Here is a 26,098-nt window from a genome sequence, read left to right as displayed (position 1 = left end):
TAAGGTTTAGTTGATCTTTTATTCATGACGAGGGGAAATAGACTCTTCTCGTTTGGTCCATCAACAATCCATGGCTATATATAGATCATGGTGCTTAACTGTATTAATTCATAGAATTGTCTTTTTTTATTGTTAGTGTGGCACTATAATGAAAAGGAAATATTGGATAATATGTAAAAGGAGTGTATGTATGGAATTATTGGCAATTATTTTTGTTTTGATTGTAGCTTTTGAGCACATATATATCATGCTTCTTGAGATGTTTTTTTCGACAAGTAGAACAGCCCAAAAAGCTTTTGGAGTGACAAAAGATGTACTCGAAATTCCAAAGGTGAAAATTTTATTTGCTAATCAGGGTTTGTATAATGGGTTTCTAGCAGCTGGCTTGATCTGGGGACTATTTTTTGTTCCAGATTCAAGTAAAATTATGATTCAGCTTTTCTTCTTAATTTGTGTGATAATTGCTTCGATATTTGGAGCCCTGACAGCAAATAAAGGAATTTTTATTAAGCAAGGAACTCCTGCAATTTTAGCGGTTATTATCATTCTATTTTCAAAATAAAAGAAGAAGTAATTGTGAATCGAAACAGCACTGTTGTTTGAAATATAGTAGTGAATAGTTATAAAATTGTAGTTTAGCAGATGTTATATAACATGGAATTCTTTAAGAATAGTTGTTTTCTCATTGATTGATATTATTTACACGTCTTCATGAAGAATTTACGGCTTCTGTTCTTCGCTATTAAACCTTAACAATGATTTAATAGTCATTATTAAGGTTTATTTTTGTGAAGAATTCAGCAACAAAGTTTAGGGTAAGAATTTTATGAAAAAAGGTAGTAATTATATAGAATTAAATGAAAAAATGTAATAAAAGTATCTCTTTTAAAAACACTTTTTCTGTTCGCCCATGTTAAGATAAATAGTGGTGTTTCTTTTATGATAGATTTCTATTATTCCAGAGTCTATTAATAACTTTGAGAGGTGACATATGAAACGCAGTAAAAATCAATCATCAAAATTTCTAATAGCACTTCCTTTAATTATTATTGCCATGATATCTTTACTTATTATAGTAAATAAAGAGAGTCAAAAACCTGGTAGTGATATGGCTTCACACCCACCTATTGAGAATCAACCTACTATAGGACAGGCTGATGCACCAGTTTCTATTGTTGAGTTTGGAGATTTTTTGTGTCCGGCTTGTAAGAGCTGGGGAGAGTATATTTACCCAGAATTAAAGAAGGATTATATTGATACGGGTTTAGTAAAATTATCTTATGTAAATGTGTTATTCCATGGGGAAGAATCAATTCTAGCTTCACTTGCTGCCGAAGAAGTATATAAGAATGACCCACAAGCATACTGGGATTTTCATAAGAAATTGTTTAGTGAACAACCTGAAGAGCATGTAGGACAATGGGTTACTATAGAGAAAATTCTTGAAGTTGCCGAAGCCACAACAAATATCGACTTACAACAATTAGAGGATGATTTAATTGAAAAGTCAACAATGGATGAAGTAAGTATTGACGATAATTTAGTGAAAGAATATGAAGTTGAAATGACTCCATCGGTTATTATAAACGGGGTTATGATGGACAATCCTATGGATTATGATGCAATAAAGAAATTAATAGAACAACAACTAGAGGACAATTAAATGATGAAGGATTCCAGTAGAGAAGGTAGCGGTCAATTCTTCCTATATGGTGCATGGCTAGTGTCTTTAATAGCGACCTTTGGAAGTCTATATTTTAGTGAGATTAGAGAGTTTATTCCTTGTGAGCTGTGTTGGTATCAACGAATATTAATGTACCCACTAACTCTAATATTAGGTATCGGTACTTATCAAAATGATATAAGTGTAAGAAAATTTGTTCTTCCGATGTCAATTTTAGGATTTTGTATTTCTCTTCTACATTATTTAGAACAGAAGATACCTGGTTTTGGTGGAATAAAGCCATGTGTTAACGGAGTTCCATGTAGTAATGAGTATATTAATTGGTTTGGCTTTATTACGATTCCTTTTTTAGCTTTAGTTGCTTTTACTTTAATCACATTATTGCTTTTGTTAGGGTCAAAAAAATATAAAAAATAGAGTAGCTGTAAGAAATAATTGCTAAAAATAATACTAGCAAGTTGAAGCTGTTTTTTAGGTCTATCTTTATTATGATAGGCTTTTTTTCATATATAATTACAATTTACACCATAAACGACTAGTTTGTATTTTTCTTAGCTGTTTTCGCATTTATTGGGGTTTTTCTTATTAATAAATAAACATGGATACAGCTTATGAAAATCACTTAGGACTTCTTTTTAATAACATTTACGAAAAGAGCCTGTTCTTAAGGTTGGTTAAATCTAAACATAATATTATATATATTGATATAGTAAGAAAGTTTGATATTTATCAATAATAACTACATTTTTTGATAGAATAGCCCGTTTTTTTCGTAATTATGCCAAAATTATAGCTATATTGTCGTGTTTTTATTTGAATTATAGAAATTTTTAAGTTTTTGTAATATTATTAAATTTATAATATACAGAAAATAAAGGGGGGTAAATAAGGTCTAATCAAAAAATTATAGTTATTTTGATTGTATAATACCAACTATCTCTATCGGGTAACATCTATTTTGGAGTTGTTTGAGAGTAGCCATTAACAATTTGGCTTTCTTTACTACTTAATAAGTAAAAAGCAATATGAGGGGAACTTTGTTGTTGTGTTGCTGTGTATCTCTCATTTGTATATTAATAAACAAGGAGGAAAAATATGTTTAAAAAAATATCTTCACTCGTTTTATCAGCTACGCTAGTAGGTGGAACTTTAGCTGGAACTCATCTGCTTGAGTCACCAAAGGCAGACGTGGACAACGAATCTCTTAAAATTAATCTAGCAGAATATGTTTCTGTTGCACCTGAGCTCGCTGATCGTGCGAAAAAAAATGGAGTTAAGTTGGAGAAAATTGATCCAGCCAATAAAGAGTTAAACCGTGGAAATAAATTTGAACAACCTGGACATGAGGGCTTTGACTATCAATTTACAGATGATGAAATTCCTATGTTAGTCCTATTGGCTGAATTTCCAGATACAGCTTTGGGTGCGCCTGAAGACCGAGTACCTGCTAGTTACTTGAATGATTTAGTGTTTGGAGAGCAATACAATCCGTATGAGATCGATAGGTTTAAACAATACGAAGAGTTTGAAGGTATTAAAGCTCCTACAAACCGAACGATGGCAAATTTATATAAAGAAGCAAGCTATGGGAAAGTAACGTTAACAACGTACGATGACATGACAGATATCGGATGGATTACCCTCCCTAAAGAAGCTTCTTATTATTTGGAACAAAGTGATGCATTCGTACACGGGAATGTAAATGGAGATGCTAGAATTGGTGAGTTATTAATTGATTTATTGCAAACTGCTGATGAGAAAATTGATTTCTCTAAATATGCTGTAGATGGTGAAGTGCCGAATATCTTTGTCGTTCATGAAGGAACTGGAGCAGAATTTAGTACTGATCCTGCTCAAATTTGGTCTCATAAATGGAATGTGCTTTCAGCAGCTTACTGGGGTAAGTATTATGAAACTGGCTTTCCTGCAGCTGACGTAGATCAAGATGGAAATGTAACTGATGAAGAGATCGATCAATTCATGAATGACATTACTCCAAGTTTAGTTTACGATGGTGTCGTAGTAAATAACTACACAGTAGAACCAGAAATTGGTGGAAATGTTGCTGGGTACGATGAATCAACTGGAAGTTACAGTGAGGAGTTTGTTACTGGTCCATATCCTGCACAACCAGGTGTATTTGCCCATGAGTTCGGACATGCTTTAGGTTTACCAGATTTTTATGATACAGATTATACTTCAAGAGGTGCAGGACAGTTCACACTTATGGCAGGTGGATCTTGGAATAGATACCCTAATGCTCCACAATACTCTGGTAACTCACCAGCACATTTTGATCCACTATCTAAAGTATTCTTAGGGTGGGTTGATCCAATTGAAGTAACACCAGAAGATGGCGTACAGGAAATTACTTTACAACCTATTAATGAGTCACCTGACGTAGTTAAAATGGCAGTTCCAGGTTCTAATGGAACAGAATATTTCTTAATTGAAAATGTACAGCAACAAGGGTTTAATGAAGGGTTTAATAGAATGGGTGAGGACGCTAGTGGTCTAGTTATATGGCATGTTGATGAAAATGTAATTAGGGAAGCAGATCCAGTAAACAGGCCAAATAACGTTGAAAACTGGAAGAATAAGCGTTTCCAAGAAAATCAAGTAGAGTTCATCGAAGGTGCACCAATTACGCATTATGGTTTATCAGTACTTCAAGCTGACGGAAAATATGATCTTGAGAAAGATAATAATAGTGGTGAAGCAGCTGATTTCTTTAAAACTGGTGATGAAATAACACCTAATTCTAAAAATGTACACACTGGTTCATATTACTTCTGGAAAGGATTTAATTCTACACCAGCAGATAGTGGCATTCATGTAACAGACATTGTGGAAAATGAAGATGGTTCAGTTACTGCAAAATTCTATTATGCTAATTAAGCTATAAAATAAAATCAGCGATGAAGCTGGAAAAAGATATATTGACCTACAAACAACTACTATAGAAGAAGATTTGCCGTATAAACAAAAGTCCTCTTACACATTTGTGTAAGAGGATTTTTATTTCGTAATCTTTGAGTACATGACATCACGACGTGTAGTTGTATAGTAGGATTTATTGGTCAAAGTTATATCCAAAGATGCTTCTACTTATTTCTCATTCGTAGCTATTTGTATATGTTTGAACGTTTTTACATCAAATAAACCAAGGTCTGTCACCTTTAGCTTAGGGATAACTGGCAAACATAAAAAGGACAATGTTAAAAATGGGTTAAAATGAGTTGGTGCGTTAATTTGCTGTAATGCATCATCTAGCTGTTTTAGCTCCCCATATACACTGTTGAATGATTTTTCGGACATAAGCCCACCGATATTCAATGGTACAGCACTTAGTATTTTTTTATCTTTGACCACAACAAGTCCGCCACCCATATGTGATATTTGATTGATGGCTGTTATCATATCTTCGTCATTTGTACCTGCTACAACAATATTATGTGAATCGTGTGCAACCGTTGCAGCTATGGCACCTGATGATAATTCAAGTCCTTTTACGATGCCTAAGCCAACATTTCCAGTCTTTTTATGTCGTTCGACTACTGCAATTTTTAAGTGATCCTTTTTCGTGCATGGTATAAATTCATTATCCTCCACTAAGACCTCTTCAACAAGGTGCTTAGTATGTATACTATTTGGAATAATACCAATTATATTAGCACTAGAACTATTTGACATTGGGATCATTAAATCTTTACTATCGATCTTAGGAATGTTAACTGTATGAATAATACTTTCAGGTAAATGTTGTTCTAGTTTTTTCGTATCTTCTATTACCATTTTACCATCTTGAGCAACAAGCTTCCCAGCTTTGAAAACTTGATGAATAGCTACCTCTTCTAAGTTATCAATTAGTAAGAAGTCGGCTTCATAACCAGGAGCAATGGCGCCTTTATTTTTTAGCCCGAAGCACTCTGCCGCATTTAATGATGCTAATTGGTAAGCAAGTAACGGTTCTAAACCATGCTGAATTGCTAAACGTATATTATGGTTGATACTTCCTTCTTCAATTAATTCATCTAAATGTTTATCATCTGTACAAAATGCAAATCTACGAGCATTGTTTGTATTTACAGCTGGAATGACTGAAATCAGGTCTTTTGCACCAGAACCTTCACGAATTAACACGTACATTCCACGTTTAATACGATCTCTAGCTTCTTCAACAGATACACATTCGTGATCAGTTCGTATTCCAGCAGTCATGTATATATTGATAGCTTGCTCATCTAATCCAGCTAAATGACCATCCATTCGATCAGAGTATTTCATCGCTGTCGTTAATTTATCCATCATCGTTTCTTCGCCATTCATAACTGCTGGATAATCCATTACTTCTGCTAAGCCTAAAACTCTTGGGTGCTTGAAGAAGGGTTCTAAATCTTTAGCAGATAACGTTGCACCTGAATTTTCAAATGGCGTCGCTGGAACACATGATGGCAGCATGAAATATATATCCATTGGAACATTTTCTGAATTGTTTAACATAAATGATATGCCATCAGCTCCAGTAACATTAGCTATTTCATGTGGATCTGTGATAACAGTTGTAATCCCATGGGGTAAAACGACTTGAGAGAATTGAACTGGAGTGACCATGGAAGATTCTATATGTACATGGCTATCAATAAAGGACGGAACAATGTACTTCCCTTTTGCGTCAATTTCCTCTTTTCCTGAATACTTGCCAATGCCGACAAAAACACCGTCTGTGATGGCAACATCTGCATTTATTATATCTAAATTAAATAGATCAACTATTTTGCCATTTTTTATAACTAAATCCGCCTCATTTGTTTGATTTGAGGCTGCAATACGTTTTTTTAACTGACTTTTATTCATTGGTGAGCTCCTTCCTGATGCAATGTAGTAATATAAATCACAACAATGAACATATTACTGTAGATAATATTGTGTTTCATTCTACTGATTTATGATTTGTTAGTCAATGGTTTATAATGAGATGGATAAAAGATCATTATCAATCATAAAAATTCATTCTCATTTATGCGAATTATTAATGCTATAAGAACATTTGATACTAATTAAATGTGGTTATTACATATATCTTTTCTAGATAACATAGGAGTATCCCTCGTTGGCACAAATATTGCAAAAAAGATGTTGTTTCATTATCAAGGGAGGAACTCGAAATGACAGAAATGATATATGATTGGAGTATAAATACTAAATGTATTCATGGTAATAAAGAAAAGAGAAGAAATGGGGTTATAGCGAACTCAGTAACACCAGCTGTGGCATATGCATTTGAAAATACTGAAGAAGCTGCATCGGTTGTTTCAGGAGCAAGGGCTGGGATTTATTATGGAAGATATGGTAATCCTACGACAAATAATTTAGAAGCGCACATCGCTTTATTAGAAAATGGAGAGGCTGCATTAGGTTTATCAAGTGGAATGGCAGCTATTTCTAGCGCCATCCTAGCAAATGTTAAACATGGAGAACATATACTCGTTACAAAACACATATACGGTGGGACGTATAAATTTTTATCTACGCTAGGCCCGCGCTTTGGAATTACATATGATTATGTAGACTGTACTGACTTAACTATGGTAAAACAAGCAATAAGACCTGAAACCAAAGTGCTATTTATTGAAACACCATCTAACCCTTGTCTAACAGTATTAGATATTAACAAGTTATCAACATTAGCACATGAACATGGGCTAACCGTCGTAGTTGATAATACTTTGATGACCCCATTATTACAAAAGCCATTAGAGCTTGGTGCAGACATTGTTATTCATAGTGCCACAAAATACTTAAACGGACATGGTGATGTATTAGCAGGTTTCATAATTAGCAATCGGCAGCAAATTGAATCTATTCGTAAAAATGTGATGGGTGATTTAGGACAGCACTTAAACGCATGGGATTCCTACTTAATTTTACGTGGGTTAAAAACATTACCTATACGCATGAAGCAACATTGTGATAGTGCTCAAGAAATTGCAAACTATTTGGACCAACATCCGTATATTAGTAATGTTTATTTTCCAGGATCAACAACACATCCACAATATCAACTTGTCAAAGAACAAATGAATGGATATGGTGGTATCGTTTCTTTTGAAGTGAAAGGAGGCTTTGAAGAAGCGAAGAAATTTATAGATAGATTGGAGCTTTGTATGATTTCGTTCAGCCTTGGTGATCCAGAAACGCTTGTACAACACCCGGCATCAATGACCCATTTTGCTATCCCTAAACATGAAAGAGCTTCGTTTGGAATTACTGATGGTCTCATTAGATTGTCAACTGGATTAGAAGAAAAACGCGATATACTATTAGATATCGAGCAAGCACTTATGAGGTGAAAATAATGTCATATATATCTAAGATAGAAGAATTCGCCCAATCGTGTGCCGACAATATGGCCGACTTACTAGGGTTGGAAGTTTCTATTATAGATGAGTTAGGAATAAGAGTAAGTGGCACAGGGTTTCATCAAAGTCTTATTGGAAAATCGATACCAGAAGGTTCTTTTTTTGAGCAAATATTACGTACAGGATCGAAGGGAACTATTTTCGATAATCGCAAAGATCATGAACACTGTATAAGCTGTATTTTTCATGAACGGTGTACCGAATTAGCAACTATGGGTTACCCTGTCATGATGAATGATCAACCAATTGGAGTTATAGGATTTATCGGTTTTACGGCAGAACAACGAGATTTAATTGTAACCAACAAAGAAAAACTATATAAATTTATGGGAACTATTAGCACATTACTTGAAAATAAGCTATTACTACTTGAAGTAACAACAAGAAATTGTGAAGTTCATGAAGGATTTCAGCAAGAGAAGAGAGCTTATTCTTTCAACGATATGATAGGGGAAAGTGAACAATTTCACTCTGTCGTTAAGAAGGCAAAAAAAGTAGTCAATAGCCCATCCACTATTCTACTAACTGGGGAAAATGGGACAGGTAAAGAATGTATGGCGAAGGCTGTTCATTATGAGAGTAGCCGAGCTAACCAACCATTTATTACTGTTAATTGTTCGGCTATTCCAGAAACATTAGTTGAGAGTGAATTGTTTGGTTATGATAAAGGCGCTTTTACTGGAGCAAATCGTGAAGGGAAAATTGGTAAATTTGAGGCAGCAAATAATGGGACGATCTTTCTTGACGAGATAGGTGATTTACCACTATCGGTACAGCCCAAATTACTACGAGTGCTACAAGAGAAGCAGGTTGAAAGAGTGGGAGGCACTCGTCAATATTCATTAAATGTCCGAGTCATCGCAGCAACAAACAAAAGCTTGTGGGAAATGGTTACGAAAGAGACTTTTCGTGAAGATTTATATTACAGGATTAATGTCATACCACTTCGTTTACCTTCATTATCAGAAAGGGTTGGAGATATACGATTATTCTTGTCTTATTTTCTAAAAAAATATAGTCATATATTACAAAAAAACGTCCCAAAATTGGATCCTCTTCTAGAGCAGTGGTTTTTACAAAATGAGTGGAAAGGGAATATTCGTCAATTAGAGAATACAGTAGAGTATATGATGAATATGGTAGAATCACCACATACTCTAACCTTTGAAGATCTTCCTTATTATCTACATACTCGTCAAAATAGTAGTAGTTTAGATTCAATGGTTGCTAACTTTGAACGAAATATATTAGCACAGCATCTCCCATTAAATCAAAAGGAGCAAAAGGAGCAGCTTGCAAAAATGCTAAATATTAGCTTATCGACCTTATATCGAAAGCTAGATAAGTATGGACTATCTTAACGTGGCTGTTTTTGCATTGAAAGTTGTAAGAAATAAACATGTACGTTAACTGATAATCACAAGCTAAGGTGCTTCTCTAAAACTTTGCTGTAATTTTACCAAAGTAGAATAGCAAGACGTAGTTTTATATGGTTGTCATCGTTTTAAAGAAGCATAGAGCTTAAGTCAAATAATTAGTTACATCATCAGGAAAAATTGGTGGCTCGTCCAAGAACGGTGCATAGCATTCAATTAATTCACGTGTGAAAGGGTGGTGAAAGGAAATTTTTGCAGCATGTAATGCTTGTCTAGCAGCTTTTGATTTTTTCCCACCATATAAAACGTCGCCAATTAAAGGGTGATCCAAATGACTGAGATGAACGCGTATTTGGTGCGTACGGCCAGTATCTAATTGCAAATATAATAGGGCTGTGTTTTCATTTCGGTTATTTGAAATGACCTTGTAATGAGTGATTGCATCTTGACCGTTTTTAGACACCCTTCTCCTCGTTGGATGGTGTCGATCACGCCCGATCGGTGCATCAATACATCCTTGTTTTTTCGTGAGAATACCATGAACAACAGCCAGGTATGTTCTTTTAATTTTGCGCTCTGTTAGCATTTTATCTAACATCACACCAACAAGAGGGTGTTTTGCAAAAAGAACTGCACCTGTTGTATTTCTGTCTAGACGATGGACGTGTTTTGCAGTAGCAGAAATACCGTTTGATAGAAAGTGATAAGAAACAGCATTAGCTAGCGTACCTGTTTGTCCTAGTTCATTGGGGTGTGTGTCCATGCCACTCGGTTTATTAACAATAATGAGATGATCATCTTCATATAAAATTTGTATATCGGCATAATCCGGAATAACTGAATCTTTAACTTCATAAAAAACATGTAATTGAATCCGATCTCCAGCTTGTATTTTTGTATCCCATGATATGGCTTGATTGTTTATTTTTATTCTTCGGTGCATGCGGAAATCATGAGTCAATTTCTTTGGAATATGCCAATGATTTTTAAATAAATGATTGATTGTGAATTGATGCCATTCTATAGGTGCAATGATCTCAAACCATTCTCCTTTACGATTCGCTCTCAATGTATATGTCTCCTTTCTTTGTTGCGTATGTACCATATCTATTTTGTTATTAAGATAGAGTAAAAAATGGTATTTGTTTAATTTTCCTCATTGTTATAATTTACTATAGATGGGGAAACAGTTACCAGCACCATGTACATTAAGTCTATGGTATTCTTATAAAAGAATTGTAAAGATGGGGGTCATCTTGTGAAAGTTGTGTATGCATCTACTCCTGAACAAGAAAAACAGATAGAGGAGTTAATCGCTTATTTTTATTCAGACATTTTTCCAAGTTATTTCACAGATGAGGAAATAACAGAGATGGAAGAAAACAACATATTATCTAAGGTAGAGATGTATAAGCATTATAATGGAACGGTGAAAGAAGCTATTCAAATTATTACAAGCCTTCAAGTAATAATACATATTATAGAAACAATACAATACGAAAATGTTTCTGAGTATCATCGAACAGCTTTTAAAAAAAATATAAGCTTCTTAGAAAAGTATAGTTTATCATTTCCTTTTCAAATTGACAGCTTTTCCTTACCGAAAACAAATATAATTAGTTATTATTGTAAACCTAATAATCAATTTTTAGTTTGAAGATTAAAAACCGCCTTATGTAAGATAGGCGGTTTAAACGTTATAAAAGGTGCTTTTTAAATTACTTATTTACAAATAGAGTTCTTAGCATCTGGCTGTTTTCGCATTGATAATTTTTTGTACTAAGATTTAAACATCTACACAACTAGAGTTCGACGCATCTGCTCTTTTCTATAAACGATGACCAAAGTATAAAACCTCATGTTTCAGTTCAAATTTGATAACACGAAAAGAGCCTTTGTTTGACATTAAACCATAGCAATCAAATAATCCACTCTTCTAACTGCCACATTTTAAACTACAATAGTAGTAATATGTGGTTATCAAAATAATCTAAATTAGGAAATCAATGTAGGGATAAACCTAGAAAGCAATTAGGTTATTTTGCCCACTCCTTAAACCAACTTTCAAATTTCTCTGCCCCAACTGCTCCATTTAAACGACTGACTTCTTTACCATCTTGATATTGAACAATTGTAGGCGTGCTCTCAATGTTATATTCATCCCATCCTTCATTAAACTCTAGTAAATTATACAATTTTAAGTCAATTCCCATCTCTTCTGCCATGGGAACGATGATGGGTGATGTTTCTTTACATGCCGGACATGTGGACTGATAGAAATAGATCGTGGCTGGTTCATTGTTAGCCAGTTTGTCATCAAGTTCGTTAGGTAAAATAACATTTTGGTAATTTGGATCATCTAATTGATTTACTGTTTCAGGGTGGAGTGATGTTTTGTTAAATGGGTTTCCAGCAGCCTCTTGTTGTTGCTGATATTTGGTAACGAATACTAATGCAGCGAATAAACCTAATACGATTAACGTAAAAATGATCACTTTCTTCATTTAGTCCAGCTCCTTATATGTTTTCATTGTTATTAAGCTAAAAATGGATATTAATACAAATGCAATTAGTGCAAGGAAAGGAATGGTAATAAAGCCCATCCAATTAATATATTCGACATTACATGGTATCATGCCACATGATAATGAATGTTCACCCATGAAAGAGATTTTTTGAATGGATAAATGGTAAATAGAAATCAATCCCCCTATAGTAGATAGGACAAATGAATATAGTGAGATAGAATAATCTTTTTTTACCAATGCAATTCCAAGGATGATAACGAGTGGATACATCAGTATACGTTGATACCAGCATAATTCACACGGTATGAACATCATAACCTCAGAGAAAAATAAACTACCTAATGTAGCAATTAATGATACTGCCCACGAAATAAACAGATAATTATTTAGGTTATTTTGGTTATTCATAAAGTCTCCTAACGATTATGTATTGTAAGAACATCTCTTTTCTAACCTTTGTAGCTGTTTTATTACTCGGGTGGATCTTAAAACGTATAGATATATCGTTCTTGGTAGCTTTTCTTCAGTACAACGATGACTACCTGTATAAAACCACTTATATGGTACTAATTTGTAGCAACAAAGTCTAGGGAAAGTGCCTTTTTAGAAGTGAATGTGGCATGAACATTAAAGAGTGGATGAACGCGTTCACTTAGTGATTAAATGATTTCATAAACAATCCCTCTATATTATTATCGTCATTACCTAAGAGTTATCAAACATGTAGCCTATTATCTATTACTTGGGATTATCCAATTAATAATTGTTTCATACATATATGCTTTTGTCTCTAGGCTCTTTTCGTAAACTTGTTACGATCGTTCCTAACTAGAAGATAAAGATGTCGTTTTACTAAAAAGCCTTTGTAATATAGCAGAAAAGATGCCACGAAAATCTAATTGTATTCATGTTTCTTTATAAGTACGAAAAACAACAATCTATGCGAAAACAGCTTTCCCTCTATTATAGCATGTAGAAATTTATCCCTCACAAAAGGACAGAAATAAAATAATGTCGAAATAATACGAAAGGTTTTCAGCTTGTACATATTGACGTTGTCAAGTACAGAAAAGATAATTTAATTATTAGGAATATTCTATTAATCTCATTGTATAAAATGGTTTTTCGGATACAAGATTAATTCAGCAAGCCTCCTTATATAAATAGTAATATTAGAATATTTAGTTAATAAATTCAATACATCATAATATGTATTTAATAGGGGACAATCTCATCCCCTTTTTCGTGTATTTATGAACAAAAGTAAATGGGAGCATTTACACAACGAATGGTCGTAGCACCTTCTTTCAAATGATAGGTACCCTATAAAATCTTGGCTTGCTGCGCTAACTAATTAACATAATTATTAAAGTTTCAAAAGAGCATTGTGTAGGGAGGAGGGATAAATATTTTTAAGGTCATTCCATTATCTATAGAGACGCCATTTACAGTAGGGAACGTTAATGCATATGTTGTCATCGGTGAATCTGTGACACTTATCGATACAGGACTTCCAGGAAAAAAATCACTTGAAAAGCTAAGATATTTACTAAAGCAGGAGGGACTTACTTTCAAAGAACTAGATGAAATTGTTGTCACTCATATGCATACAGACCATGCTGGAGGCGTAAAAGATATACAAGAAGAAATCGACATACCCACATATGTTCACGAAGGAGCAAAACATATATTATCTGGCGGAATAGATGAATTTAATAGAACTAGGTGCTTTTTAAATTCATTTATAAAGGAATGTGGTGCAGACCCTGAAAGCCATCAATCGAAACACCGTTATCATAATATGAATTGGCAACAAGTTAAATATGTAAGTAATGAAGATCATATATTTGTAGGTGGAAGAAAATTTTCAGTTCTTTTTGTACCAGGGCATAGTCAAACAGATATGATTTTATGGGAACCTGAGACGGGACTTACATTTGCCGGAGATCATCTATTAAAAGACATTTCTGTTAACGCATTTATTGAACCATCTATACCATTTGAACAAGAGCGACCTAAACCACTTATACAATATCGAGAGTCATTAATGAAAACAAGGGCATTACCATTAACAACGATATACCCTGGTCATGGCAGACCATTCTCAGACCACGTTTCAATCATTGATCAAAGATTAAATGATCATAATTATCGTTGTGACCAAATAAGAAAAGTTTTAAGAACAAGTGACAAAACCGTCTATCAAATTTGTATTGAAGTTTTCCCTAGATTAAAAGGAAAATTAGTGTTTCTTGGACTATCTCAAATTCAAGGTCATTTAGATTTGATGGAAAGTAGAAATGAAGTACATGTGAATAAATCAAGTGAAGGTATTAATGTTTATAGGCTCTATGAATAGTGCTATTTCGTCTAGTGTTATAAAGGTCTATGAATACATGGGTTGTTGTTTTTAAGATTATAAAGAGGAGATGAGTTCATGATATTAAGTGATTTGCTTGATAAAAATATCGAAACTTTTGGTGAATATCCTTTTATTTATTTTAAAGATAAGAAGTATTCTAACTTAGACATTAAAAACTATTCAAACAAGATTGCACATGGGTTAAAAAAACTTGGGGTAGCTAAAGGTGATCGTGTTGTTGTCTGTATGCCCAATTGTCCTGAGGTTATTTTTTCGTATCAAGGCATTATAAGGGCAGGCGCAATTATTGTGCCTATTATGTTCACCTTACATGATAAAGAAATTCATTACATTATTAAGGACTGTCAAGCGAAGGTAGTCATTACGTCATCACTATCTTTAGAAAAGGTAGAATCAGCGCTAGACAATTTGGAACAAAAACCTGTTGTACTGGTTGTTGACCAGCCAACTGATGAAAACATTTTTCATTTATATGATACAGATATCACAGAAAATGAACTTTATGTAGAAAGTGATCTAAAGCTAAATGCAGAGGATACTGCTGTTATTTTATATACGTCAGGAACAACTGGAAAACCTAAAGGTGTGATGTTGACTCATAAAAACTTATATTCAAACGCTGAAAATACTTTTCTTCATAATGAAACAAAAAGAGGAGTAACCCTCGGTATCCTTCCTCTTGCACATGTATATGGCTTAACTATTTCTAATACTTGTTTTCTAACTGGGAGCTCAGCTGTTGTATTTAATCACTTTGATCCAAAAGCTGTTTTTGAAGCAATTGAGAAATATAAAGTGACTAATTTTTCTGCAGTGCCAGCTATGATTTTTGCATTGCTTTCTTATCCTCATTCTAACAAATTTCAATTAGGTAGTCTCGAATGGGTTGCTTCTGGGTCAGCACCTCTTCCAGTTGCGTTATTACATGCGTTTAAACAAAAATTCGGTGCAGATATTTTAGAAGGGTACGGGTTGTCAGAAGCTGCACCTGTTGTTGCTGCTCACCAAAGAGATTCAGTTATTAAACCAGGTTCAGTTGGTATCCCAATACCAGGTGTTGAAGTCAAGATTGTTAATAATGATGAAAGTGAGTTAGCTACCGGACAAGTTGGGGAATTAATTGTTCGAGGTGATAATATCACACCAGGGTATTATCAAAATGAAATAGAAACAAAGCAGGTGTTAAAAGGTTCTTGGTTGTATACGGGTGATATGGCATATATGGACACAGATGGTTATTTATTTATTGTTGACCGAAAAAAAGATTTGATTATTCGGGGGGGATTTAATATATATCCTCGTGATGTAGAAGAATTACTTGCAAAACATGAAGCGGTTGCTGAATCTTCAGTTGTGGGTATCCCTAATGATCAAATGGGTGAGGAAGTGGTCGCCTATGTTGTTAAAAAGGATAAACAAGCGATAACCGAAGAAGAGCTTATACAATATTGTCAAGGCCATTTATCTAAAAATAAAACACCTAGGAAAATTATATTCATTGATCAACTTCCGCGAAACGGAGTAGGAAAAATATTAAAAACCCACCTTCGTAAGTTAGCTGAAAATATTAAATTATCACCATTACAAGAATGAAGAAAAGCTGCCTCTAATGAAGTACTTCCAGCACTTATTCGTATCGACAAATTTCTCAGGAAATAATTGACCTGACTGTGATTCATGTTGCTAAATTAAAGTCCGCTCCAACAGTATTACAAGCAATTGAGAATTGCTGTTAATGAGGCATTATATATTATTTGACTCATTAGTGAAAACAGCAGAGCTGAAACGGGAAAGACTATCCTTTAAGGAGTATAGCCATTTGAACTAATTGGTTATAGTGCACCTTCACGAAAAATAAAGGATTTAGAATATTATGCCCAAATTTCTGACTAGAATGTATATAAGACATTCCTGAGTAATAGATGCGTTTACAACAGCTTATTTGTTTGTTGAACTTTTAAATCCACTTAAGCAAAAGGGTAGTATACATGGAGGGACATACTTTTTTTAACTAATTAGCTCATGTAATATCACTAATAATTAGAGTTTTCATTATGTAATTTTGATATGTATATGTATGCTAAGTTAGGTAAAAATACTTTTTGAAAGGGGTGGATACAATGACAATGAACATGCTCCGCAATATTATGACGGAAAATGTTGCAACTGTCTCATCAAATCAAACCATTCAAGAAGCAGCTGAAATTATGAAACAAAATAATGTAGGATCAATTCCAGTAGTAGATAACGGACAAATTTGTGGCATCATTACTGACAGAGATATTACATTACGCTCAACAGCAGAAGGATTAAATAATTCAACTTCGGTATCACAAGTGATGTCAACGAATCTTGTCTCAGGTACACCCGAAATGACCGTTGAAGAGGCAGCAGATGTAATGGCACAAAATCAAATTCGCCGCTTACCAGTCGTGGAAAACAATCAATTGTGTGGTATTGTTGCATTAGGCGACTTAGCCACAAATGAATCGTTTGATAATGAAGCAGAAGAAGCACTTTCAAGTATTTCAGAGCCTTCAAATACCCAACAGTAATAAACCTAGGGGATGAAGTAAAGCCCAAACTTACGTCAATAACATCTTGAGTAAGATGAAATTGTGTAAGATTTGACGGCTTTTGCTTCATCCCTTTGCTATATGATGAATGCTCCTCTAATTGACTTTACAAGTAATTGAGTTGTAGGATAATAGTATTCTATTATTTATTATTTTCCGTTTTTTTAGGAGGTAAAAATATGTTTCATGGGCAAAAAATTATACCTGCAATTCGCGATATGAAGCATTTAGAGAAGTTCGTTCGTAGCGATTATGAATATGGAGTTATACTTGAAAGTCATGTTGCACAGCTCAATGCTATTGTGAAAATGACAAAACAAGAGGGTAAGAAATTATTTCTTCATGTGGACTTAGTCAATGGCTTAAAAAATGATGAATTTGCAACAGAATTTCTTTGCCAAGAAATTAAACCGGCAGGACTCATCTCTACGAGAGCAAATGTTATTAGTAAAGCAAAAAAACGGGGTATATATGCCATTCAACGACTATTTCTATTAGATTCTGGATCATTAAAAAAGAGTTACAGTATTATAGAAAAAACGAACCCAGATTTTATAGAAGTGTTACCTGGTGTGGTACCCAACCTGATAACAGAAATACATAACAAAACGGGTGTTCCAATATTTGCTGGTGGAATGATTCGTACACATGAGGATGTAGAGCAGGCTATAAAGGCTGGAGCAAGTGCAGTGACAACTTCAAATAAATTGTTGTGGGATTTAGAGTATACAGAAAATTAAAATATTATATTGACAGCGCTTTCTATTTATATTAGTATTTGAATTAAGTTAATAGATGTGGCGGAGACTTGGAGAATCACAGCATCCCCTTTTATTTTTTATAAAAGGGGTATGTTGTGATTTTTTTGTTAGTAAAAATACAAATATTTCTATATTTTAGAACCAGTCTTGACATATTAGTTGATGAGTTAACGTATTTTTTACTAGTAAAAAGATGATGGAATTTTAACAGATTTATTTACTTTTCCATGTCATACCTCGTTCTCCATGTTCTTTCGCTGTAATAAAGTATGAAATTAATGATGGGAAAGGGGATGCTGTATGACACCATTTATCGGGGAGTTAATTGGTACAATGATGTTAATTATTTTTGGAGGGGGAGTTTGTGCTGGGGTTACTTTAAAGAGATCAGGAGCTCATAATAGTGGCTGGATTGTTATTACTTTAGGGTGGGGATTAGCAGTTGCTATGGCAGTATATGCTGTTGGTTCATTTAGTGGAGCCCATGTTAATCCTGCAGTGACACTAAGTCTAGCCATTATAGGTGAATTCCCTTGGAGTGATGTACCTAGTTATATTACTGCACAAATGCTTGGCGCATTTTTAGGGGCAGCAATTGTTTTCTTTCATTACTTACCACACTGGAAAGAAACTGCTGATCCCGCAGCTAAATTGGGAGTATTTTCAACAGCGCCGTCTATTCGAAGTACAACAGCAAATATCGTAAGTGAAATGATTGGAACCTTTGTACTCGTTCTTGGGTTATTATCAATAGGTGCAAATGAATTTACTGAAGGATTAAATCCACTTATTGTAGGCTTTTTAATTGTTGCAATTGGCTTGTCTCTTGGAGGTACTACAGGGTATGCGATTAATCCTGCTCGTGATCTAGGTCCTCGTCTAGCACATTTTCTTTTACCAATTCCAGGAAAAGGTAAATCGGATTGGGCTTATGCTTGGATTCCTGTGATAGGCCCAATCGTTGGAGGTATGTATGGTGGCCTATTTTATAAAGCTATTTTTGAACAAACTGTCACAAGGAATTTTTGGATTTTTACAGTATTAGTGACACTGATATTATTCATTTCTTTACTGGTTGAACAAAAGGAAAAGCACCATGTAGCTTCTGCAAAACAAACTACGGTGTAAGCTTTTCGTGATAAGATCTTAAGAAGTAACTTATAACAGTGTCATCGTATTTATTGAAGAAAAATGCCACGTTCTAGTTGTGTACATGTAATTTCATCCTATGAAAAAAACAAGCAACGCGCTACTTGTTACTTTTTCTTAATGAGAGCTAAGTACGAATATAACTAACCTACAGAGCATCTTTTTTTCTCTATAAACTAGATAAAAATCATATTATACACACCGTTACTTAAATGTAAGTTGAGAAAGCAACAATGTTTACGAAAAGAGCCATAAGAAAGCACGCTATAGAAGAAATAGCTGAAAAGGGGAGAACAGTAATGGGACAATATATTTTATCTTTAGATCAAGGAACAACGAGCTCGAGAGCAATACTTTTTGACAAATCAGGCCAAATCGTACACGTTGCTCAAAAAGAGTTCACACAACACTTTCCACATCCTGGTTGGGTAGAACATGATGCTAATGAGATTTGGGGGTCAATATTAGCTGTTATAGCGAGTGTTTTATCGGAATCACAAGTTAAACCAGTGCAAGTGATAGGAATCGGTATTACTAATCAACGAGAAACGACGGTCGTCTGGGATAAAGAATCTGGCAATCCGGTTTATAACGCTCTTGTATGGCAATCACGCCAAACAGCACATATTTGTGAAGAGCTTAAAGATAAAGGGTATGATCAGAAGTTTCGTGACAAAACTGGTTTATTAATTGATGCATATTTCTCAGGAACAAAAGTAAAGTGGATTCTAGACAATGTTGAAGGCGCAAGAAAAAAAGCCGAAGGTGGGAAGTTATTATTTGGAACGATTGACTCTTGGATTATTTGGAAGCTATCAGGCGGAAAAACACATGTTACAGACTATTCGAATGCATCAAGGACTTTGATGTTCAATATACATGATTTGAAATGGGATGAAGAATTATTAAAAATATTAACTATTCCAGCTTCTATGCTACCAGAAGTTCGCTCATCTTCTGAGGTGTATGCACATACCGCAGATTATCATTTTTTCGGACATGAAGTTCCGATAGCTGGTGCAGCGGGAGATCAGCAAGCTGCTTTGTTCGGTCAAGCGTGTTATGAAGAAGGTATGGCTAAAAACACATATGGTACTGGGTGTTTTATGCTAATGAATACTGGCGAGCAAGCAGTGAAGTCAGAACATGGATTATTAACTACAATTGCTTGGGGATTAAATGGTAAAGTAGAATATGCATTAGAAGGCAGTATTTTTGTTGCAGGGTCAGCCATTCAATGGCTACGAGATGGTCTTAGAATGTTCAATGATGCTGCTGAGAGTGAAAGGTATGCACAACGTGTAAAATCAACTGATGGTGTATACGTTGTTCCAGCCTTCGTCGGCTTAGGAACACCTTATTGGGATAGTGATGTGCGTGGTGCTGTGTTTGGATTAACGCGAGGCACAGAAAAAGAGCATTTTGTTCGTGCTACGCTTGAATCGTTAGCATACCAGACGAAGGATGTGCTAACTGCAATGGAATCTGATGCTAATATTTCATTAAAAACGTTACGGGTTGATGGTGGGGCTGTTAAAAATGATTTCCTAATGCAGTTCCAAAGTGATATGCTAGATGTACCTGTTGAGCGTCCAATAATTAATGAGACAACTGCATTAGGTGCAGCTTATCTTGCTGGTCTTGCTGTTGGATTTTGGGAAAGTCAAGATGAAATTGCAAAGCAATGGAATATTGATAAAACGTTTGACAATACAATGGATGAACAACAACGAAATAGCTTGTATGACGGCTGGAAAAAAGCAGTAAACGCAACAATGGCTTTTAAATAGACTATGTAAATTACATGATAAGTTAATATTATGGTCGGAGAAACGGAGAAACCACAAAATCTTGTATTCATATTATGTGTACGAGAATTTTGTGGTTTCTTTTTTATTTGTATTTATATTTACGTATATAAGCTGTTAGGAAAAAGGACATAATTTCTAATTTATTTGGAGGGAAAAAGATGGAAAAACCCTTTTCAAGCATGAATAGAGTAGACATTCTTAAACGGGTTGCTAGTGCAGAAAACGATCTAATCATAATTGGTGGAGGTATTACAGGAGCTGGTATTGCATTAGATGCTGCTACTAGAGGAATGAAAACTGTGGTCCTAGAAATGCAAGATTTTGCGGCAGGTACATCAAGTCGATCTACTAAACTTGTTCATGGAGGATTACGGTATTTAAAGCAGTTTGAAGTAAAGATGGTTTCAGAGGTTGGTAAAGAACGAGAAATTGTATATGAAAATGGACCGCATGTTACAACACCACAATGGATGTTGCTCCCTTTTTATAAAGGAGGGACGTTTGGTCCGCTTAGTACGTCATTTGGTCTTAGAATATATGATTTTTTAGCAGGTGTTAAAAAAAATGAACGTCGCATTATGTTGGATAAAAATGGAACGTTAAATAGAGAACCGTTATTAAAAAAAGCTGGGTTAAAAGGAAGTGGTTATTATGTTGAGTATCGCACGGATGATGCACGGCTAACTATTGAGGTTATGAAAGAGGCTGTTAGACAAGGTGCAAGTGCTGTAAACTATGCTAAGGTTGAGAAGTTCGTCTATGAGAAAGGGAAAATGGTTGGTGTTGAAGCAGTAGATCAAATTACAGGGGAGATGTATATAATCTCAGCAAAACAAATTGTAAATGCGACAGGTCCTTGGGTAGATTCAATACGTGAAAAAGATCTTACTGAAAATAAAAAGTCATTACAACTAACAAAGGGTGTACACTTAGTAATTGATGGAAAAAGATTCCCTTTACGCCAAGCCATTTATTTTGATACGGAAGATAAGCGCATGGTTTTTGCAATACCAAGAGAAGGAAAGACATATATAGGTACAACAGATACTAAATACAGTGATGATATCTCCCATCCAAAAGTGACAGCTTCCGATCGTCAATATGTGATTGATGCAATTAATTATATGTTCCCGGAAGTTAAAATAACGGATCAAGATGTTGAATCTAGCTGGGCAGGTTTGCGTCCATTAATATATGAAGATGGAAAAGATCCATCTGAAATTTCACGTAAAGACGAAATATGGCAATCTAGTACTGGTCTTATTACGATTGCAGGCGGAAAATTAACGGGTTATAGAAAAATGGCAGAAACCGTAGTGGATTTAGTCGCTAGATTATTAGAACAAACACAAGGTTTAACCTATTCTCCTTGTAATACGCAAGATTTGCCTATTTCAGGGGGGCATGTTGGAGGGTCGCGGAATTTTCAAAAATTCATCCAACAAAAGATTGATAAAGGTATTAAGTTAGGGGTACCTAGAGAACTAGCGGACTTCTTTGTTCATCGCTATGGATCTAATGTAGATCAAATTTTTTTCTATTATATTCGTTACGCTAAACAGAGAACAAAAAATGATAAGCTATTAGAAGATATTTATGCGCAAATTTTGTATAGCATAGAAGAGGAAATGGCAGTGACCCCAGTAGATTTCTTTATGCGCAGAACAGGAGCACTTCTATTTAATATTGCTTGGGTAGAAAAATGGAAGGAACCTGTTATCAGGCTGATGTCGACTATATTAGTGTGGGATACTGAACAGGAAGCTATATATCAACAGGAAATTGATGAACTAATAAAAGAAGTAAAAATGTTCTAACAAGGTCTTAAACAAAGGCTTTCATGTTATTCGAGAGTGAGTAGAGAGTGTTCTACTCACTATTTTTAAAAAAACGTTCGATATTGAAAACGGTATTGTTCTTTATAAAAAAAGAAAAATTGAGATATTATGCGAATTAAAGAGGTAATGGGAGTTATTTGTTCGTTATAACGGAAAAACTATGAAAAACGATGGTTTTCAATCATAAGTATATCTATTATACTTTAAACATGAATTCGTTAAAGCGAACGGTGGGTTCTCTTGAAAATATCTAAGAGAGTGAGGAAAATTTGATGGAATCAAGAAATGAACGAATAAAAAGAGAAGGAAAGTTTAAGCGGAAAACAAAGGTGAATTACATAACTTCAAGCGTAGCAATTTCCTCACTACTTATCGGAGGCACACATTTTAGCTCAGCTACGTATGGTGCCTATAACGAAGTAGAAATGACAAATGCGATAATTAGTACAGCTTTCGTTTTTCCAAGTACAGTAGAGAGTTTAGTTGAAAGTGCAAATAGTGAGTTGGAAAATATTAAATCTAGCAGAAATCTATGGTCTTGGAATTGGGCTAAACCTTCACTTCAAAATGGACTTTCAGTTAGTCAACCAAATACATCGCAATTTATGCTCGAATTTGCCTTCATAAAAAAAATGCATCTTAAGGCATTGAAGGGTGGGGCAGGCTTAATAAGTAGTCATGTTAATACGTTAAGCGACAAACAGACAGAAATTGATGCAGTGCTCAATAATATTAGAGAGATAGAAGAAGAACTTGCATCTTATAACGTCCGAGCTCAAAACGAAAATGTTAATAGTATTTTGGAATATGTACAACCCGCATATGAGAAAGGTGTTGACATCAGAGAGCAAGCTGAAGAAATTAGCTTAAACAACAGTGAAAAAATCACATTTTGGAAATCGATGTTAGTTGACATAAACTTTGAGATAGAACGATTAGAAGCTGAAATTGCTTCAGCAGAAGCAGAAGCTAAGAGGCTACAAGAGCTTGAAGAACAGAAAAAGTTAGAAGAACAACAGGCATTAATAGAAGAACAGGAAGAACTAGCTTCAGAAGAAGCAAGTGAAGAACAGGAAGAATCAGTTTCAGAAGAAGCAAGTGAAGAGCAGGAAGAATCAGCTTCAGAAGAAGCAAGTGAAGAGCAGGAAGAATCAACTTCAGAAGAAGCAAGTGAAGAACAGGAAGAATCAACTTCAGAAGAAGCAAGTGAAGAACAGGAAGAATCAACTTCAGAAGAAGCAAGTGAAGAGCAGGAAGAATCAACTTCAGAAGAAGCAAGTGAAGAACAGGAAGAATCAACTTCAGAAGAAGCAAGTGAAGAACAGGAAGAATCAACTTCAGAAGAAGCAAGTGAAGAGCAGGAAGAATCAACTTCAGAAGAAGCAAGTGAAGAGCAGGAAGAATCAACTTCAGAAGAAGTAAGTGAAGAACAGGAAGAATCAACTTCAGAAGGAGCAAGTGAAGAAGAACAGGAAGATCCAGGTGAGAATGTTGGGAACCCGGGAGAACAAGGTGAAGAATAATATAGAATTAATCAGCTGTTGGTGTAACTGATCATCATAAATCATATAAGTGGAAATATTTATTAATAAGACTGAGAGGATAAATATATTGTTTATGAACTGTAAACAAATAGAGTGGTCAACTGATCAACTATTAAAAGGTATCTATAAACAAAATGTTCTTAATTAAGAATTGAGTTTTGAATTTAGTTGGTGGAAAGGATTTGATAAATGATGCAGCTTGTAAAGCTTTGGATTAGTAGGATTATTTCATTTGTATTAGTAGTACTGTTTTTGATTATGGTTGTTGCAGTCATTGTTTCAAAAGCCTCAGGAGGAGAGCCTACTTTCTTTGGCTATCAAATAAAAACAGTGTTGTCAGGTTCGATGGAACCAGGTATTAAAACCGGTTCTATCATTGCAATAAATCCAGATGGTGACATGACTAGATTCAAAGAAGATGATGTAATCATATTCAAAGATTCTGAAGAGAAACTAATTACCCATCGAATAATCGAAGTTAGAAACATCAATGAGCAGGTTATGTATATCACTAAGGGTGATAACAACGATGCAGCTGATAGAGAGCCAGTCCTATCTGATAATGTAGTAGGACAGTATATTGGCTTGACTATACCTTATGTAGGTTATGCAATAAACTATGCTAATTCAAGTATGGGTGCAATTATGCTGCTTGTCGTACCTGGTATTCTACTACTTGGGTATGCAATCATTACTACTTGGAGAGCCATTAGTGAGCTTGAAGGAACAAAGGCAGCAAAGACAACAGAAAAATAACCTTCATGGATAAAAAATATAGCTAAGCACACCTCAAAAATAATAAGATGAGAGGATTCGATATGAAAAGAAATATATTAATTAAAATAATCGGAAGTTATTTCCTGTTATTACTTTTATTCATATATTTTGATCCTTTTGGAGAAACAGAGGCAGTATCAAGTATACCAACAATTCAAATTGACACAATTCCTAGCTCTGAGCAAAGGTTGTTTAATGTAAACAAATTAAAACCTGGTGATTGGATGACTAGGAATCTCACAGTAAGGAATAGTGGGAATATTAATTTCGATTATTCAATCTATGCAGAAGAATATTCCTTATCTAATGATGAATTAGAAAATAATGAGAAGGATATTCTAGCACAAGGTGAACTACAAAGTAATCAACTTGCTAGTTTATATGACAAGTTAAAATTGACTGTTACTCATAAATCAGCAGAATTATATTCTGGTTACATCAACAACTTCACAGGAATTGAAGATAGACACCTTGAACTATTAAGTGAGGAGATTCTTACTTTTCGAGTAGAGTTCGATAGTAGTGCTGGGAACGAATATCAAGGACTTAGTACAGGGGTAAAATTATTATTTATTGCTGAGAGTGATAATGAAGATGATACCCCACCATACAATCCACCAAAAGATCCGCCAACATCTGATCCAGACCCAGATCCAGACCCAGATCCAGACCCAGATCCAAACCCAGATCCAGATCCAGACCCAGATCCAGACCCAGATCCAGATCCAGACCCAGATCCAGATCCAGACCCAGACCCAGATCCAGATCCAGATCCTGACCCAGACCCAGATCCAGACCCAGATCCAGATCCAGATCCTGACCCAGATCCAGATCCAGATCCAGATCCAGATCCTGATCCAGACCCAGATCCAGACCCAGAACCAAGCCCAGAACCGAATCCAAACCCAGAACCAAACCCAGGTCCAGATCCTGAAGAATCCCTAGTAGTAGGTGGAGAGCTTCCACAAACCGGGGAAGCTAGTCCAAGTGGTTATTATATAATAGGTTTCTTATTGATACTTGCAGGTTTAGTTGGTTTAGGAGCAAATAAGTTTCTTAGTAGATATTAAGATTAGTAGAGTTTGATTATATTTTCAAGCAATTGAAGTTGACAGAAAAAATCGATTTTTCCGATTATAAGGAAAAATCGGTTTTTCAATTGTGTTGGAAGTTCTAATAATAAAATGGTACACGATTGTCACTTGAGTGGAATGTACGAATATGGTACTTTTCTTTTAGAGGATATGCT

The 26,098-nt window shown here is 34.8% G+C and carries 21 protein-coding genes; 17 read left to right on the top strand and 4 right to left on the bottom strand.

Annotated elements, in window-relative coordinates; translation table 11 throughout:
• Positions 1-190: 190 nt before the first annotated feature.
• The 4 genes from V1503_RS05990 (at position 191) to V1503_RS05975 (ending at position 4,582) form a co-directional block, all read left to right on the top strand.
• Complete coding sequence (locus tag V1503_RS05990) at positions 191-562, top strand: DUF1304 domain-containing protein (protein WP_214484337.1); 372 nt, start codon at positions 191-193, stop codon at positions 560-562.
• A 429-nt stretch (positions 563-991) separates the two neighbouring features.
• A complete protein-coding gene (locus V1503_RS05985; RefSeq protein WP_410625559.1) occupies positions 992-1,663 on the top strand; it encodes a DsbA family protein in 672 nt (223 codons plus the stop codon).
• Positions 1,664-2,101 carry a disulfide oxidoreductase gene (locus V1503_RS05980; RefSeq protein WP_410625557.1) on the top strand — a complete coding sequence of 146 codons (438 nt, stop codon included), beginning with the start codon at positions 1,664-1,666 and terminating at the stop codon, positions 2,099-2,101.
• A gap of 678 nt (positions 2,102-2,779) precedes the next feature.
• A complete protein-coding gene (locus V1503_RS05975) occupies positions 2,780-4,582 on the top strand; it encodes a M6 family metalloprotease domain-containing protein (RefSeq protein WP_214484339.1) in 1,803 nt (600 codons plus the stop codon).
• A gap of 210 nt (positions 4,583-4,792) precedes the next feature.
• On the opposite strand, the gene ade is transcribed toward V1503_RS05975, so the two are convergent.
• Entirely contained in the window at positions 4,793-6,541 is a 1,749-nt protein-coding gene (ade, locus tag V1503_RS05970; RefSeq protein WP_214483607.1) for an adenine deaminase, read from the bottom strand.
• A gap of 311 nt (positions 6,542-6,852) precedes the next feature.
• On the opposite strand from ade, the gene V1503_RS05965 reads away from it, so the two are divergent.
• Together V1503_RS05965 and V1503_RS05960 are read left to right on the top strand one after the other, a co-directional pair.
• Positions 6,853-8,037 (top strand): trans-sulfuration enzyme family protein, encoded by a 1,185-nt coding sequence (locus tag V1503_RS05965; protein WP_320258831.1) that lies wholly within the window; start codon positions 6,853-6,855, stop codon positions 8,035-8,037.
• 5 nt (positions 8,038-8,042) lie between these two features.
• Positions 8,043-9,467 (top strand): sigma-54 interaction domain-containing protein, encoded by a 1,425-nt coding sequence (locus V1503_RS05960; protein ID WP_410625554.1) that lies wholly within the window; start codon positions 8,043-8,045, stop codon positions 9,465-9,467.
• 160 nt (positions 9,468-9,627) lie between these two features.
• Here V1503_RS05960 and V1503_RS05955 read toward each other — a convergent pair whose 3' ends face one another.
• On the bottom strand, positions 9,628-10,551 hold the full coding sequence (locus V1503_RS05955) for an RluA family pseudouridine synthase (RefSeq protein ID WP_250886733.1): 924 nt from the start codon (positions 10,549-10,551) through the stop codon (positions 9,628-9,630).
• Positions 10,552-10,740: 189 nt separating this feature from the next.
• Here V1503_RS05955 and V1503_RS05950 point away from each other — a divergent pair, with 189 nt between their 5' ends.
• Entirely contained in the window at positions 10,741-11,139 is a 399-nt protein-coding gene (locus tag V1503_RS05950; protein WP_320258829.1) for a DUF5365 family protein, read from the top strand.
• Positions 11,140-11,518: 379 nt separating this feature from the next.
• Here V1503_RS05950 and V1503_RS05945 read toward each other — a convergent pair whose 3' ends face one another.
• Both V1503_RS05945 and V1503_RS05940 read right to left on the bottom strand, forming a co-directional pair.
• The gene (locus V1503_RS05945; RefSeq protein WP_214483602.1) at positions 11,519-11,986 is read right to left on the bottom strand and encodes a thioredoxin family protein; all 468 of its coding nucleotides are present in this window, start codon (positions 11,984-11,986) and stop codon (positions 11,519-11,521) included.
• Positions 11,987-12,418, bottom strand: coding sequence for a disulfide oxidoreductase (locus V1503_RS05940; RefSeq protein WP_410625551.1), 432 nt, complete (start codon positions 12,416-12,418; stop codon positions 11,987-11,989).
• Between the two features lie 994 nt (positions 12,419-13,412).
• On the opposite strand from V1503_RS05940, the gene V1503_RS05935 reads away from it, so the two are divergent.
• The 10 genes from V1503_RS05935 (at position 13,413) to V1503_RS05890 (ending at position 25,919) form a co-directional block, all read left to right on the top strand.
• Entirely contained in the window at positions 13,413-14,369 is a 957-nt protein-coding gene (locus V1503_RS05935; RefSeq protein WP_410629393.1) for an MBL fold metallo-hydrolase, read from the top strand.
• 78 nt (positions 14,370-14,447) lie between these two features.
• Positions 14,448-15,986 (top strand): long-chain-fatty-acid--CoA ligase, encoded by a 1,539-nt coding sequence (locus tag V1503_RS05930; protein WP_410625549.1) that lies wholly within the window; start codon positions 14,448-14,450, stop codon positions 15,984-15,986.
• Between the two features lie 533 nt (positions 15,987-16,519).
• Complete coding sequence (locus V1503_RS05925; RefSeq protein WP_214483616.1) at positions 16,520-16,948, top strand: CBS domain-containing protein; 429 nt, start codon at positions 16,520-16,522, stop codon at positions 16,946-16,948.
• Between the two features lie 200 nt (positions 16,949-17,148).
• The gene (locus tag V1503_RS05920; protein WP_214483597.1) at positions 17,149-17,709 is read left to right on the top strand and encodes a glycerol-3-phosphate responsive antiterminator; all 561 of its coding nucleotides are present in this window, start codon (positions 17,149-17,151) and stop codon (positions 17,707-17,709) included.
• A 321-nt stretch (positions 17,710-18,030) separates the two neighbouring features.
• The gene (locus V1503_RS05915) at positions 18,031-18,858 is read left to right on the top strand and encodes an MIP/aquaporin family protein (RefSeq protein ID WP_410625546.1); all 828 of its coding nucleotides are present in this window, start codon (positions 18,031-18,033) and stop codon (positions 18,856-18,858) included.
• A 320-nt stretch (positions 18,859-19,178) separates the two neighbouring features.
• A complete protein-coding gene (glpK, locus tag V1503_RS05910; protein ID WP_410629392.1) occupies positions 19,179-20,669 on the top strand; it encodes a glycerol kinase GlpK in 1,491 nt (496 codons plus the stop codon).
• A gap of 179 nt (positions 20,670-20,848) precedes the next feature.
• Positions 20,849-22,507 (top strand): glycerol-3-phosphate dehydrogenase/oxidase, encoded by a 1,659-nt coding sequence (locus V1503_RS05905; protein WP_410625544.1) that lies wholly within the window; start codon positions 20,849-20,851, stop codon positions 22,505-22,507.
• Between the two features lie 293 nt (positions 22,508-22,800).
• Complete coding sequence (locus tag V1503_RS05900) at positions 22,801-24,051, top strand: hypothetical protein (protein ID WP_410625543.1); 1,251 nt, start codon at positions 22,801-22,803, stop codon at positions 24,049-24,051.
• 210 nt (positions 24,052-24,261) lie between these two features.
• Complete coding sequence (gene sipW, locus V1503_RS05895) at positions 24,262-24,828, top strand: signal peptidase I SipW (protein ID WP_410625541.1); 567 nt, start codon at positions 24,262-24,264, stop codon at positions 24,826-24,828.
• Positions 24,829-24,890: 62 nt separating this feature from the next.
• Positions 24,891-25,919 carry a TasA family protein gene (locus V1503_RS05890; protein ID WP_410625539.1) on the top strand — a complete coding sequence of 343 codons (1,029 nt, stop codon included), beginning with the start codon at positions 24,891-24,893 and terminating at the stop codon, positions 25,917-25,919.
• Positions 25,920-26,098 lie beyond the last annotated feature (179 nt).

It is taken from the genome of Nanhaiella sioensis, from assembly GCF_046557775.1.
In the GTDB taxonomy this organism is placed as follows: Bacteria; Bacillota; Bacilli; order Bacillales; family SM2101; genus Nanhaiella; species Nanhaiella sioensis.
The sequence above is the reverse complement of the archived record's forward strand: the minus strand, read 5'-3'. Positions and strand labels throughout refer to the sequence as shown.